11 protein-coding genes are annotated in these 13,784 nt (G+C 72.3%); 8 read left to right on the top strand and 3 right to left on the bottom strand.

From position 1 onward, the window contains the following. Positions 1 to 58: 58 nt before the first annotated feature. Positions 59 to 871 (bottom strand): deoxyribonuclease IV, encoded by an 813-nt coding sequence (locus tag BLR12_RS11785; RefSeq protein WP_218120632.1) that lies wholly within the window; start codon positions 869 to 871, stop codon positions 59 to 61. A gap of 214 nt (positions 872 to 1,085) precedes the next feature. Between BLR12_RS11785 and rpsF the strand changes: the two genes are divergently transcribed. The 7 genes from rpsF (at position 1,086) to BLR12_RS11750 (ending at position 9,850) form a co-directional block, all read left to right on the top strand. Beyond that, a complete protein-coding gene (rpsF, locus tag BLR12_RS11780) occupies positions 1,086 to 1,373 on the top strand; it encodes a 30S ribosomal protein S6 (protein WP_091378522.1) in 288 nt (95 codons plus the stop codon). A gap of 2 nt (positions 1,374 to 1,375) precedes the next feature. Continuing rightward, the gene (locus BLR12_RS11775; protein ID WP_091377888.1) at positions 1,376 to 1,858 is read left to right on the top strand and encodes a single-stranded DNA-binding protein; all 483 of its coding nucleotides are present in this window, start codon (positions 1,376 to 1,378) and stop codon (positions 1,856 to 1,858) included. A gap of 88 nt (positions 1,859 to 1,946) precedes the next feature. Then, positions 1,947 to 2,183: a 30S ribosomal protein S18 gene (gene rpsR, locus BLR12_RS11770; protein WP_091377883.1), complete on the top strand. Its 237-nt coding sequence runs from the start codon at positions 1,947 to 1,949 to the stop codon at positions 2,181 to 2,183. 2 nt (positions 2,184 to 2,185) lie between these two features. Further along, positions 2,186 to 2,641, top strand: coding sequence for a 50S ribosomal protein L9 (rplI, locus tag BLR12_RS11765; RefSeq protein WP_091377881.1), 456 nt, complete (start codon positions 2,186 to 2,188; stop codon positions 2,639 to 2,641). A gap of 592 nt (positions 2,642 to 3,233) precedes the next feature. Beyond that, positions 3,234 to 5,849: a replicative DNA helicase gene (gene dnaB, locus BLR12_RS11760; RefSeq protein ID WP_091377878.1), complete on the top strand. Its 2,616-nt coding sequence runs from the start codon at positions 3,234 to 3,236 to the stop codon at positions 5,847 to 5,849. A gap of 221 nt (positions 5,850 to 6,070) precedes the next feature. Continuing rightward, positions 6,071 to 7,984, top strand: a complete 1,914-nt coding sequence (locus BLR12_RS11755; protein WP_091377876.1) for a hypothetical protein — start codon at positions 6,071 to 6,073, stop codon at positions 7,982 to 7,984. Between the two features lie 282 nt (positions 7,985 to 8,266). Then, complete coding sequence (locus BLR12_RS11750; protein WP_091377872.1) at positions 8,267 to 9,850, top strand: hypothetical protein; 1,584 nt, start codon at positions 8,267 to 8,269, stop codon at positions 9,848 to 9,850. Between the two features lie 166 nt (positions 9,851 to 10,016). Here BLR12_RS11750 and BLR12_RS11745 read toward each other — a convergent pair whose 3' ends face one another. Both BLR12_RS11745 and BLR12_RS11740 read right to left on the bottom strand, forming a co-directional pair. Further along, entirely contained in the window at positions 10,017 to 11,246 is a 1,230-nt protein-coding gene (locus tag BLR12_RS11745; protein WP_091377868.1) for a fatty acid desaturase family protein, read from the bottom strand. Positions 11,247 to 11,272: 26 nt separating this feature from the next. Then, the gene (locus BLR12_RS11740; protein WP_091378519.1) at positions 11,273 to 12,364 is read right to left on the bottom strand and encodes a ferredoxin reductase; all 1,092 of its coding nucleotides are present in this window, start codon (positions 12,362 to 12,364) and stop codon (positions 11,273 to 11,275) included. 106 nt (positions 12,365 to 12,470) lie between these two features. Between BLR12_RS11740 and BLR12_RS11735 the strand changes: the two genes are divergently transcribed. Further along, on the top strand, positions 12,471 to 13,658 hold the full coding sequence (locus tag BLR12_RS11735) for a PucR family transcriptional regulator (RefSeq protein ID WP_091377866.1): 1,188 nt from the start codon (positions 12,471 to 12,473) through the stop codon (positions 13,656 to 13,658). Positions 13,659 to 13,784: the final 126 nt, after the last annotated feature.

Genomic DNA, 13,784 nt, shown 5'->3' with positions numbered 1-13,784 from the left:
TCCCCCGCACCAGGCATTACCGGCAGCCATCCCGTTCCACGTGGAACGGGCCGCGAGGTCAGGCCAGGGCTGACCGCAGCAGGGTGATCTCCTCGGCGTGGCTCGCGGCGTCCCCGGGGGTCTCCAGGACGACGGGGCAGTCGGCGGCCCGGGCGACCTCGACCAGCAGCTCGGTGGGGATCTCGCCGTCGGCCAGCGGCGCGTGCCGGTCGCGGCTGGAGCCCTGCGGGTCGCGGCTGTTGTTCAGGTGCACCAGGTCGACGCGGCCGGTGATCGCCCGGACGTCGTCCACCGCCGTCGCGAGGTCCCAGCCGGCGGCCCAGGCGTGGCAGGTGTCGAGCACGAACCCGGCGCCGAACCCGCCGACGGCCTCCCACAGCCGCGCGATCGCGTCCAGGTCGCGGGCCATCGCGTTGCCGCCGCCGGCGGTGTTCTCGATCAGCAGGGGGACCGGGAAACCGCCGTCGTCGGCCTGCCGGGAGAAGGTCTTGCGCCAGTTGTCGGCGCCGGCGGCCGGGTCGTCAGTGCCCAGGACGTGACCGCCGTGCACCACCATGCCGCGGGCTCCGATGGCCGCGGAGAGCTGGGCGTGCTGGCCGAGCATCTTGCGGCTGGGGATGCGGATGCGGTTGTTCGTCGAGGCCACGTTGAGGACGTAGGGCGCGTGCACGAAGAGGGTCACGTCACCGACGAGGTCCGCCTGCTGGTCGGCGGACAGCCGCGGCGTCTTCCAACCCTGCGGGTCGCTGAGGAAGAACTGCACGCCGTCGGCGTCCATCTCCGCGGCACGGGCCAGCGGGCCGCCGTCGTCCATCCCGCCGTCCTGGGTCAGGCCTGGGCCGACGTGTACGCCGATCGGGTGAACTGGCACGCCGGCGAGCCTACGGTCGGGGTCCGACGGATGCGGCGCCCCGCGTCCCGTTGGCCGGTGCCCGTGGACGGCGGCGGAGCGGCTCGTCGGCGCTGGTAGCATGACCGACGCGCGTTCCACCGGTGGCTGTCACCGGCGGGGCGCGCGACGCGTGTACGACCCTCCTGCTGCAGACCTGCTGCAGCCGCTCAGACCAGAGGAGGTGGGGTTCTCCGTGCGTCACTACGAACTGATGGTCATCCTCGACCCCGACCTGGAGGAGCGCACGATCGCTCCCTCCCTCGACCGGTTCCTCACCGTCGTCACCAACTCCGGTGGCACCGTGAAGACCGAGATCTGGGGCCGCCGCCGGCTGGCCTACGAGATCAAGAAGCAGGTCGAGGGCATCTACGCCATCGTCGACATCCAGGCCACGCCCGCCGCGGTGGCCGAGCTCGACCGGCAGCTGAACCTCAACGAGTCGGTGCTCCGCACGAAGCTGATGCGGCCCGAGGTCCACTGACCATGGCCGGCGAGACCGTCATCACCGTCATCGGCAACCTGACGTCGGACCCGGAGCTGCGTTTCACGCCCTCCGGTGCCGCGGTCGCCAACTTCACCGTGGCCTCCACGCCGCGGACCTTCGACCGCCAGTCGCAGGAGTGGAAGGACGGCGAGGCGCTCTTCCTGCGCTGCAACGTGTGGCGGCAGGCGGCGGAGAACGTCGCCGAGTCGCTGACCCGCGGGTCGCGGGTGATCGTCTCCGGCCGGCTCAAGCAGCGGTCGTTCGAGACCAAGGAAGGCGAGAAGCGCACCGTCGTCGAGCTCGAGGTCGACGAGATCGGCCCGTCGCTCCGCTACGCCACCGCGAAGGTCACCAAGGCCTCGCGCGGTGAGGGCGGCGGTGGCGGCTTCGGCGGCGGTGGCGGTGGCGGCTTCGGTGGTGGCGGCGGGTCCAGCGACCCGTGGTCGACCCCGGCCCCGCCGTCCGACGAGCCGCCCTTCTAAGAGGACCCTCCTGCCCCCCACCGCTCGCAGGCTCGCGGCGGGACCCGGCAGGAGGGCCACACCTTCGTACTGAACTCTGGAGAATCCGGTGGCCAAGCCCCCCGTCCGCAAGCCCAAGAAGAAGGTCTGCCAGTTCTGCAAGGACAAGGCGACCTACATCGACTACAAGGACACGACCCTGCTGCGGAAGTTCATCTCCGACCGCGGCAAGATCCGTGCCCGCCGCGTCAGCGGCAACTGCAGCCAGCACCAGCGGGACGTCGCCGTGGCCGTGAAGAACAGCCGCGAGATGGCCCTGCTGCCCTACACCTCGACGGCGCGCTGACGATGAGCACCCAGAAGCTGATCCTGACGCAGGAGGTCACCGGTCTCGGGTCCTCCGGTGACACCGTGGAGGTCAAGGGTGGGTACGCCCGCAACTACCTCCTGCCCCGCGGCCTGGCCATCAAGGCCACCCGCGGTGCCGAGAAGCAGGTCGAGTCGCTGCGCCGGGCGCGTGCCACCCGCGAGGTGCGTTCGCTCGAGGAGGCTCAGACCGTGGCCGGCCGGCTGTCGGGTCTGACCGTGCAGGTGCCGGCGCGCGCCGGTGACGGTGGCCGGCTGTTCGGCCGCATCACCACCGCCGACGTCGTCAACGCGGTCACCGCTGCCGGTGGCCCCGAGCTCGACCGGCGCCGGGTCGAGCTGCCCAGCAGCATCAAGACCACCGGCCAGCACACCGTGACCGTGCGGGTGCACCCCGAGGTCACCGCGCAGCTGACCATCGAGGTCGTCCCCGGCTGAAGGAGGACCCCGCCCTCCACGGGCTGAGGGTGGGCCTCTGGACGGGGCCGCTCGGTGCTGTGCAGCGCCCGTGAGGGGCGTCGGACTCCGGTCCGGCGCCCCTCACGGCGTCCCGCGGGCCGTCGGGGGCAGCGCGGGCCCGGTGGCCCGGGTGTGTGCGCGACCTGTGGACGTGTGACCGCTGGGACGCCTGCGCCGGCTCCCCCGACACGCCGGGCGCCGACACCCGGATTTCTCCGGACTTTCTCCCGTCCACACCCGGTGGGTCGTCTTCGCGCAGGTCAACTGCGGGATACGGGGGACGGCGCCACGGCGTCCCCCGCTGTCTCCACATGTCGACACGTCTGTGTCCACCGACTTGTCCACAAGTTGTGCAGAAGCGCACCCACACCGGTGTTGGACTGGTCCGTCCGCACTTCCTAACGTCCTCTCCACACCCCGCGCCCGCCCGAACTGTCGGTGCCCCGGGGTAGGAACGTCTCGAACACACGTTCGAGACAGGTGTGCAGCGTACTGGTGCTCCCCCACCAGGCCCCGGCGATCACGCCGGGGCCTGTGCGCGGGTGCGCCGTGAGTGGATGGAGGACCTCCCGTGGCGGTGGCCGACGACTTCAGCCGACCGACCCCGACGGCGCCTGCCTACGACCGGCAGCCGCCGCAGGACGTCGCGGCGGAGCAGTCGGTGCTGGGCGGGATGCTGCTGAGCAAGGACGCGATCGCCGACGTCGTCGAGGTGCTGGCGGGGCCGGACTTCTACCGCCCGGCGCACCAGGTGATCTTCGACTGCGTGCTCGACCTCTACGGGCGGGGTGAGCCGGCCGACGCGATCACCGTCGCCGCCGAGCTGAACCGCACCGACCAGCTGTCGAAGATGGGCGGTGCGGTCTACCTGCACACCCTCATCCAGTCGACGCCGACGGCGGCCAACGCCGGCTACTACGCGGCGATCGTGGCCGAGCAGGCGGTGCTGCGCAGGCTGGTCGAGGCCGGCACCCGCGTGGTCCAGCTGGGGTACGGCGCGGCCGGCGGCAAGGGCGACGTCGACGACATCGTCGACCGTGCGCAGCAGGAGATCTACGACGTCACCGAGAAGCGCATGAGCGAGGACTACTCGCGCCTCGAGGACGTCCTGCAGCCGACGATGGACGAGCTGGACGCCATCGCCTCCCGGGGCGGCACCGCCCGCGGCGTCCCCACCGGCATCCGCGACCTCGACGAGCTGACCAACGGTCTGCAGGCCGGCCAGATGGTCGTCATCGCCGCTCGTCCTGGCGTGGGCAAGGCTCTCGTCCTCGACACCCCGATCGCGACGCCGACCGGCTGGACGACGATGGGTGAGGTCGCGGTCGGCGACCAGGTGATGGGTTCGGACGGGCGGCCGACGACGGTCGTCGCCGCGACCGAGGTCATGACCGGGCGCCCGTGCTACGAGGTGCACTTCTCCGACGGCTCGGTGATCGTGGCCGATGCCCAGCACCAGTGGTTGACCGACACCCGCGCCAGCCGCAGGTCCGCCCGGGCTGCCGCCGCCGGTGACGACGGCTGCCGCACCCAGCGCACGTCCGCCGAGGTGCGGACGACGGAGGAGATCGCCCGCACCGTCCGCTGCGCCACTCAGGACGCCCGCCTCAACCACTCGGTGACCAACGCTGCGGCCCTGGAGCTGCCGCAGGCCGACCTCCCGCTGCCGCCGTACGCGCTGGGCGTGTGGCTGGGTGACGGAACCTCCCGCGCCGCGCACTTCACCAGCAACGACCCGGAGATCGCCGTCTACATCGAGGCCGACGGCCTGGTGGTCGAGCCGACGGGTGTCGACAGGCGGTACGCGCTGCGGCTCCCGGCGCGGCCGGCCGTCGCTGCCCGGCCGTGCCCCATGTGCGGTGAGCCGTTCGTGCCGAAGACGTCGCAGGTGCAGACCTGTGGCAAGACGTGCGGCGGCCGGCTGCGGGCCAGCGGTGGCGTCGGCCGTCAGGCGGTCTGCCCCGACTGCGGCGGCCCCTCGTCGGGCTCTGCGCAGTGCCAGGCCTGCCGCGACGACCACGGCACCGTGCAGGGCCTGCTGCGCACCCTGGGCGTCTTCGGGGACAAGCACATCCCGATGGCCTACCTACGGGGCTCCGTGGCTCAGCGCCGCGCTCTGCTGGCCGGACTGCTGGACACCGACGGCACGGTGGCGCCGAGCGGCGTCGTGCAGTTCGCGGTGACCAATCGACGGCTGGCGGAGGATGCCCGCGAGCTCATCGCCGGCCTCGGCCACCGGGTGCGGGTGACGCGCAAGCGTGTCGGGGGCCGCAGCGAGGCGTCGTCCACCTGTTTCACGCTCACCTTCAGCACCGATGACGAGGTGTTCCGGCTGGAGCGGAAGAAGCTCGCTCACAAGGAACGCGGTGCCCGCGCGTCCACGGCCCGCGGCGTCCGGTTCATCACTGACGTCAAGGCCGTCGCGAGTGTGCCGGTGCGGTGCATCGAGGTCGACGCCGAGGACCACCTGTTCCTGGCCGGCCGCAGCTTCATCCCCACCCACAACTCGACGCTGGGTCTGGACATCGCGCGGTCGGCGACGGTGCGGCACAACCTGCCGGCGGCCATCTTCTCGCTCGAGATGAGCAAGCACGAGATCACCATGCGTCTGCTGTCGGCCGAGGCGAAGGTGCCGCTGCACCACATGCGCGCCGGCACGCTCTCCGACGAGGACTGGTCGAAGCTGGCCCGCCGGATGGGCGAGATCGCCGATGCGCCGCTCTACATCGACGACTCCCCGAACATGACCATGATGGAGATCCGGGCGAAGGCTCGGCGGCTCAAGCAGCGCAACGACCTCAAGCTCGTGGTCATCGACTACCTGCAGCTCATGACGTCGGGCAAGCGGGTCGAGAGCCGTCAGCAGGAGGTCTCGGAGTTCTCCCGTGCCCTGAAGCTGCTCGCCAAGGAATTGGAAGTGCCTGTCATCGCGATGAGTCAGCTGAATCGTGGTTCAGAACAACGGCAGGACAAAAAGCCAATGCTCTCCGACCTTCGCGAATCGGGCTCGATCGAACAAGATGCGGATATGGTCATGATGATCCACCGAGAAGACATGTATGAAAAGGAATCACCGCGCGCCGGCGAGGCCGACATCATGCTGGTGAAGCACCGCAACGGGCCCACGGCCAACGTCACCGTGGCCTTCCAGGGCCACTACAGCCGCTTCGTGGACATGGCCAACTGACCCAGGAGTGAACGCAGAGGGCCCGGAGCGACCACCGCTCCGGTCCCTGCGCGTCCACCGGTCGAGCGGGCCCGCAGGCCGAGCCGCACCTGTGCCAGCAGTCGGCCGACCACGTGCCGGCGAGCGTCCTGCTCGCCCGCTGACCTGCTCCCGTGACCCAACTTGTGGCCCCGGTCACGTTCGGTTAGACACGCAGGGGTCCCCCAGAGCTTGGAGAACCCGTGCAGCAACGACGCTGGCCCCGGGCGACCTCGACGGTCCTCGGTGTACTGGCCACGACGGCCGCCCTCACGGTCACCGCGACCCCCGCGGCGGCCGGCCCACCGGACGAGGCGGCACCCGTCTCGGTCTTCCCCTCCGACACCCTCACGGTCCGCGACCCCGCACAGCTGACCGGACGCCGGATCGCCTTGCCCACCCAGGACTGCGGACAGCCGGTGCTCTGCGGCCTGGTCAGCGAGCTCAACGAGCTCGACGGGTTCGATCTCGACCCGCGGATCGCGGTGCGCTTCGGCGGGCCGGTCGACCCGGCGGAGGCCGCCGCGCGGATCACGGTGCAGGAGGCCCGCGGCGACTGGCGCACCGGGGTCGACCGGGTGGTCCACGACCCGGCGACGAACACCGTCTACGCCCACCCCGCCGAGCAGCTGGCGCCCGGCACGACCTACCGCATCCGCGTCCAGGGCGGCCGGGACCACCGGGCCACGCACGAGACCTTCACGACGATGAGCGCCACCGACGGCCTGCTCGACCTGCGCCGCCAGATCGACAGCGGTGAGGCGTTCTCCGTCGCCGGCATCGAGGAGCGCGGTCTGCAGGTGGACGGCGTCTTCCCCGTCGCCGGCACGACCCTGCGCTGGGCCCGGGACAACGGCACGACCGACCCGCAGCCCGAGCCGCAGCCGCTCGCCCTGCTGCCGCCCACGAGCACCCTCGCGTTCGGCTCGTTCCTGGCGCCGACCTGGCTGGGCGAGGACGTCACCATCGAGCAGACGCCGACCCGGGACGACGGCCCCAAGCCGGTCGGCGACGAGCGGCTGCCGTTCCTCGCCGTCCTGCCCCAGGGGACGCCGCCGCCCGGCGGGTGGCCGGTGGCCGTCTACGGGCACGGCTTCACCCGGTCGACCGCAGACGTCCTGCTGGCGGCGTCCGCCAACGCGCGCAGCGGCATCGCGACCATCGCGACCAACGTGGTCGGGCACGGCTCGGGTCCGGAGAGCGCGTGGCTGGTCGACACCGTCACCGGGCAGACGCGGCTGCCGACCTACGGTCGCGGCGTCGACCAGGACGGTGACGGCGACATCGAGAGCACCGAGGGGTCCTCGGCGACCGGCGACGCCGCACCGGCCTCGTCCCGTGACGCGCTCCGGCAGACCGCCGCGGACGTCATGACGCTGGCGCGTGCGGTGGGCGGCACGGACCTCGACGGCAACGGGACGCCGGAGCTCTCCGGGGAGGACGTCACCTACTTCGGGCAGAGCTTCGGCGGCATCTACGGGACCATGCTCACCGGTGTCGACCCGACGATCGCCCGTTCGGTGCTCAACGTGCCCGGCGGCCCGATCACCGAGATCGCCCGGCTGTCACCGGCCTTCCGCCCGCTCACCACGGCGGCGCTCCGGGCAGCCGGGCTGCTCAACAGCGAGGACCCGAGCCGCCACTTCTTCCAGGAGCAGATGCCGCTGCGCGGTGAGGACCCGGTGAGCCTGACCGTCGAGGGGGCTGCGGAGATCCAGGAGTACCTGGCGCGGGCGACGTGGCTGTCCCGCTCGGGCAGCCCGGAGACCTTCGCGCCGCTCATCGAGCCGGAGCGGGTGGTCTTCCAGGTCGCCTTCGGGGACCAGACGGTGCCCAATCCGACGTCCTACACGACCATCGACGCCGGGGACCTGTGGTCGCGCACCAGCCTGTACCGCAACGACCGCGCGCCGCAGGCGGCGTCCAACCCGCACGGCTTCCTGCTCGACCCGCGGTTCGTGCCGGCGATGCAGCAGGGCCAGTCGCAGGTGGCCGCGTTCCTCGGTCGCGGCCAGGTGATCGACCCGGACGGTCCAGGGCTGTTGTGGGAGGTGCCGATCAGGGATCCGGCGCTGCTGCTCCCGCTGAACTACCCCTCGCCCGCGACGCGGCCCTGACCGACCGCTGACCGACGCGGAGGCCCGGGACGGACGACCGTCCCGGGCCTCCGTCGCGCGTGCCGCCCTTGTTCCACGTGGAGCACGCCTGGAATCGGCACGTCGACCCGGCCGATCCGGTGACCGGACTTCCTGGTCCGGACGCCGGACGGGATGCGGTGTGTCGCGCCGGGAGGCATGCCGGTGGTCCCTACCTTCCTGCCTGCTCGCACCGGGCGGGCAGCAGGGGACGGGGAGTCGATGTCGGGTCGTGCGCGCAGGCGCTGGCTGCGTGGTGGCCTGGTGGCCGCCGTCCTCGTCGGGGCGCTGACGGTGCCCGGACAGGCCGGCGCCGAGACCGCGCCGGCCGCCGCGGCCACGGCGGAGGCCACCCCGCCGTCCTCACTGCCGGACCCGGCGTCCCCGAACAGAGGGCCTCGGCCGGGAGCGGCCGCGGCGACGAGCACGCCGCTCACCGCGGAGGAGGCGGCGACCAGGGGGTCGAGCGAGCCGGCACCGAGGCCCGAGGGACGGACGGCGGAGGCGTCGGCCGCCATCGAGCCGGTGACCGGCGCAGCATCGAGTCCGATCACCGACAAGCACGCGGCCCTGGGCGGGGACGCCGGTGTGCTCGGTCCTGCCATCGACGTCGAGTACTGCGGTCTGCGCGACGGTGGCTGCCACCAGGACTTCACAGCCGGCCAGATCGTCTGGTCGCCGTCCACCGGCGCCCGAGCGCTGACCGACCCGGATGTCTACCGTGAGTGGGAGGCGTGGGGCCTCGAGGACGGCCCGCTCGGGTACCCGACCTCGGACACCTTCTGCGGACTGGTGAACGGCGGCTGCGGTCAGCACTTCGAGGGTGGGTCGGTCTACACCTCTCCTGCAACAGGTGCGTGGGCCGTCGACGCGGCCACGCTCCCGGCCTGGGCGGCGGCGTCGTGGGAGCGGGGGCTGGGCTACCCCACCGCCGACCTCGACTGCACCTTGCAGGACGGCAACTGCCTGCAGCGGTTCGAGCGCGGGATCATCTACTGGAGCCCGACGGGCGCCTTCGCCGTCCCGCGTGGTCCCGTCGAGGCCCGCTGGGCAGCGGGGGCGTGGGAGCGCGGCTGGCTCGGCTTCCCGACGTCCGGGCAGTTCTGCGGCCTTCGAGGCGGTGGCTGCGGCCAGCACTTCGAGGGCGGGTCGATCTACTGGTCGCCGGCGACCGGCGCCCGCGCGGTCGCGGCCGACGGCTACGGACGCTGGGCGGCACAGGGATGGGAGCAAGGCGGCCTCGGCTACCCGACGTCCGAACCGTTCCTCCAGGTCGACGGCTCCTACGGCCAGCACTTCCAGGGCGGATCCCTGTACGAGAAGTGGGGCGACGTGCGTGTCCTGCCCGCGGCGATCCGGACCAGCTACCAGCGCCACCACTGGGAACGCGGACCGCTCGGCGGGCCGACCTCCGAGGCGTTCTGCGGGCTGCGGAACGGCGGCTGCGGTCAGCACTTCGTGGGAGGCACCATCTACTGGTCACCGGCGACCGGCGCTGCCGCCGTCCGCGGCCTGGTGCTGCAGGGATACGAGTTCGAACGCTGGGAGCAGGGTGCGCTCGGCTACCCCACCACCGAGGTGTTCTGCGGTCTCCGCGGCGGCGGCTGCGGTCAGCACTTCCAGGGCGGATCGCTGTACACGCGCAGCCACGTCGCCGACATGGCGAACGGATGGGTGGCCGTCCCCGTCCTCGAACCGTTCCTGTCGGCCTGGGCGGCCCAGGGCTGGGAGCGGGGCGCCTGGGGCTACCCCCTGTCGGGCCCGCGGTACGCCGACGGGCGCACGCCATACCCGATGCAGGTGTTCGAGGGGGGCAACAAGCGATTGGTCGACGGGCGCTTCATCTGATCGGCGATCGAGCCCGGGTCGACGTGGTCGAGCCGGGTCGGACCCGTCCCGACGGTCACGGCGGCCGGGAGCCGGGGATGACGCCGTCCCGGCGACGACGGGTCCGGTGAACGCGAGAGGCCCAGGACGGCGAGCGTCCTGGGCCTCTCAAGTGCAGTGCTGTGGGTCAGGCGGCGGCGGCCGCCCGGGAGAGGCGGACACCGGCGGTCAGCTTCCGCTGGAGCGTGCGGCGGACCTTGGGGCTGCCCGTGGTCATCTTGTAGAGCACCGCGAGCTGCGGGAGCAGGTTGCGGCGGTTGGTCAGCTCCAGCCAGCCGTTCGGCAGCGACAGCCGGATGATCTTGTGCCAGGCCGAGCCGACCTGCTGCGGCAGCGGCGCGGTGTGGTAGTTCAGGCCGTAGCGGTCGAACAGGTCGCGGATCCTCGGGGCGATCTCGGCGTACCGGTTGCTCGGCAGGTCCGGGAACAGGTGGTGCTCGATCTGGTGGGACAGGTTCCCGGTCAGGATGTGCATGGCCTTGGAGCCGGAGATGTTGGCCGAGCCGAGCATCTGGCGCAGGTACCACTCACCGCGGGTCTCGCCCTCGATCGACTTCTTCTCGAAGGTCTCGACGCCCTCGGGGAAGTGCCCGCAGAGGATCACCGAGTTCGACCACAGGTTGCGCACCAGGTTCGCCGTGAAGTTGGCCGCGAGCGTGGGCAGGAAGTTCGGCCCCGACAGCAGCGGGTGGATGACGTAGTCCTTGCGCACCTGCTTGCCGATCTTGCGCAGCACGGCCTTGGCGCGCGCCCGGAACTCGGGGTCCCCGGTCCGCTTCTTGGCGATGGTCCCGGCCAGCTCCAGGTCGTAGGCCGCGATCCCGTACTCGAAGAAGCAGGCGTTGATGAAGCTCCACAGCGGCTGGCCCAGGTGGAACGGCTGCCACGGCTGGTCCTCGTCCACGCGCATGATGCCGTAGCCGAGGTCGTTGTCCTTGCCGACGACGTTCGTGTACGTGTGGTGCAGCTCGTTGTGCGAGTGCTTCCACTGGTCGGCCGGGCTGGCCATGTCCCACTCCCACGTCGTGGAGTGGATCTTCGGGTCCCGCATCCAGTCCCACTGGCCGTGCAGGATGTTGTGCCCGATCTCCATGTTCTCGAGGATCTTGGCGACCGACAGGCCGATCGTCCCGACCACGAAGGCGGGAGCGAAGCCCGAGGCCAGCAGCACGGCACGGCTGCCCAGCTCGATCTTGCGGTGGACGTCGATGACCTTGCGGATGTAGCGCGCGTCGTCCTCGCCGCGGGTGTCGATGACACTCTGGCGGATGTCGTCGAGCTCCTTGCCGATGAGCTCGATGTCCTCGGGGGTGAGGTGCTCGATCGGGTTGTCGGTCTTCTTCTGCAGCACGGTCATACGGGGCTCCCAGCGGGTCTCGGGGATCAGTGGTCGATGTCGCAGGCGCCGGCGGCGGCGCTGATGCAGGTCTGGACGAGGACGCCGTCGCCCGGCGCGGCCGTGGTGACCTCGCCGTTGCGCAGGTCCCGGACGGCGCCCTCGCGCAGCGGGAGCACGCAGCCGAAGCAGATGCCCATCCGGCAGCCGCTCGGCATGAGGACGCCGGCCTCCTCGGCGGCGTCGAGGATCGGGGTGGCCCCGTCGGCCTCGAGCGACGTCCCGGTCCTGGTGAAGGTCACGGTGCCGCCCTCGCCGGCGACGAGGACGGTGGGCCGGAAGCGCTCGGTGAACAGCCGGTCGGCGATGCCGGCGGCGTCCCAGTGCTCCTCCAGGGCCTCGAGCATGCCGACCGGGCCGCAGGCCCAGGTGGCGCGCTCGGCCAGGTCGGGGACCAGGTCGGCGATCGCGGCCGCGTCGAGCATCCCGGCGGTGTCGGTGTGCTGCTCGACCAGCCGGATCCGGCCGGCCGCGGCCAGCTCGCGCAGCTCCGCGCCGAAGACGACGTCGTCCGCCGTCGGGGCCGAGTGGACGACGACGACGTCGGTCAGCCCGGTGTGGTTGCGCAGGATGCCCATCACCGGGGTGATGCCGGAGCCGGCGGTGACGAACAGCGCCTTGCCCGGCACCGGCGAGGGCAGCACGAACTCGCCGGTGGCCTGGTCGAGGTGGACCAGGGTGCCGGGCCGGGTGCGGTGCACCAGGTGGTTGCTGACCTTGCCGTCGGGGATCGCCTTGACGGTGACGGCGATGCAGCCGTCGGGCCGGTCCAGGTGCGAGGTCAGCGAGTAGGCGCGCCACATGCGGACGCCATCGACGTCGACGCCGATGCGCACCCACTGGCCGGGCACGTGCGGCTGCCAGTCGGCGCCGGGGCGGATGACCAGCGTGGCGGCGTCCCGGGTCTCGGGGTGGACGGCGACGATGCGACCGCGCAGGTCCGCACCCGCGCGCAGCGGGTTGACCATGTCCAGGTAGTCGGCGGGCAGCAGCGGCGTCGTGGCGAGCTCGGCGAAGCGCATCACCCGGTCACGCAGCGCGCGCCGGGCCGACGAAGGGCGCGGAACGGTTGCGGTCATGACCTGATGGTTCCCGCTCTGGCGGGTGATCACTTGCGCTCTGGACGTGAACCTGGGGCGGCATACTGTCCCCTGCGAACAAACCACGCGGAGAGGCGGCGGACCGGTGGCACCGGAGCAGGACACCTTCCCCCCCGAGGTCGCCACCGCGATGCTCGCCGAGCTGCCGGCCGTGGCCGGGCAGACCGTCGCGGCGATCGTCGTCGAGGTGCCCAGCTACGCCGAGGCGTTCACCGGGCCCATGGGCCGCAAGATCGAGAACGCCGTCCAGCTGGCCCTGGGCGGGTTCCTGGAGCTCGCCACCTCGGCGGGGGGCGCGGACCCCAGCCGGCCCATCGGCCCGGCCCTGGAGGGCGCCTACCTGCTCGGTCGCGGCGAGGCGCGCACCGGCCGCACCATGGACGCGCTGCTGGCCGCCTACCGGGTGGGCGCCCGGGTGGCCTGGCGGCACATGAGCGAGACGGCGGTGGCGGCCGGCATGCCCGCCGGGTCGCTGGCCCGTTTCGCCGAGCTGGTGTTCGCCTACATCGACCAGCTGTCGGCCGCCAGCGCCTCCGGGCACGCCGACCACCTCGACAGCAGCGGGCGGCTGCGCCGGCGGCACCTGGAGCGGCTGGCCGAGCTGCTGCTCACCGGCGCGCCCCCGTACGACCTCACCACCGCCGCGGAGCGCGCGGACTGGACGCCGCCCCGCACGCTGACCGCCGTCCTGCTGCCGGAGGACCGCGCCCGCGGGGCGCTCGGGGTGCTCGACGTCCGCACCCTGCAGGCCGGCGAGGAGCTGCCCGGCCCGGAGTCCGGGACCGAGCGGGCGGTGCTGCTGGTGCCGGACGCCGACGGCTACGCCCGCACCCAGCTGCTCCGGGCGCTGACCGGGCGGCAGGCCGTCGTCGGCCCGCCCCGGCCCTGGCAGCAGGCCCGGTCCTCCTACTCGCGGGCCCTGCGGGCGCTGCAGCTGGACCTGCACCCCGACGGCGAGCTGCCGGTGGACACCGAGCTGCGGCTGGCCGAGCTGGTGCTGCGTGCCGACGGCGAGGCGCTGGCCGACCTGCGCGCACAGGTGCTCGCCCCGCTCGACGGGCTGGGCCCCGGTCCGCGGGAGAAGCTGGTGGAGACGCTGCGCTCGTGGCTGCTGCACCACGGCCGGCGGGAGAAGGTCGCCGCCGAGCTGTTCGTGCACCCGCAGACCGTCCGCTACCGCATGGGCCAGCTGCGCGACCTCTACGGCGACCGCCTGGAGGACCCGCAGGCGGTGCTGGAGCTGACCCTCGCACTCGGCGCGGGCGACCGCTGACCGCCGACCCCTCCCTGAGTTGATCATGGCGGTGTCGCACGTGACACGCGGCGACTCGTTGCGGTAGGCGGCAAGACCCCCATGATCACGGCGGGTCAGCGCGGCGGAGCGGGGCGGGGCGGTCCT

The sequence above is a fragment of the Geodermatophilus sp. DSM 45219 genome (genome assembly GCF_900104025.1).
GTDB lineage: Bacteria > Actinomycetota > Actinomycetes > Mycobacteriales > Geodermatophilaceae > Geodermatophilus.
The sequence above is the reverse complement of the archived record's forward strand: the minus strand, read 5'-3'. Positions and strand labels throughout refer to the sequence as shown.

Bases quoted from the DNA above. Each gene is read 5' to 3' on its own strand.
- BLR12_RS11775 (WP_091377888.1), top strand. From the start codon at position 1,376: ATGGCCGGCGAGACCGTCATCACCGTCATCGGCAACCTGACGTCGGAC.
- rplI (WP_091377881.1), top strand. From the start codon at position 2,186: ATGAGCACCCAGAAGCTGATCCTGACGCAGGAGGTCACCGGTCTCGGG.
- BLR12_RS11745 (WP_091377868.1), bottom strand. From the start codon at position 11,246: ATGACCGTGCTGCAGAAGAAGACCGACAACCCGATCGAGCACCTCACC.
- BLR12_RS11740 (WP_091378519.1), bottom strand. From the start codon at position 12,364: ATGACCGCAACCGTTCCGCGCCCTTCGTCGGCCCGGCGCGCGCTGCGT.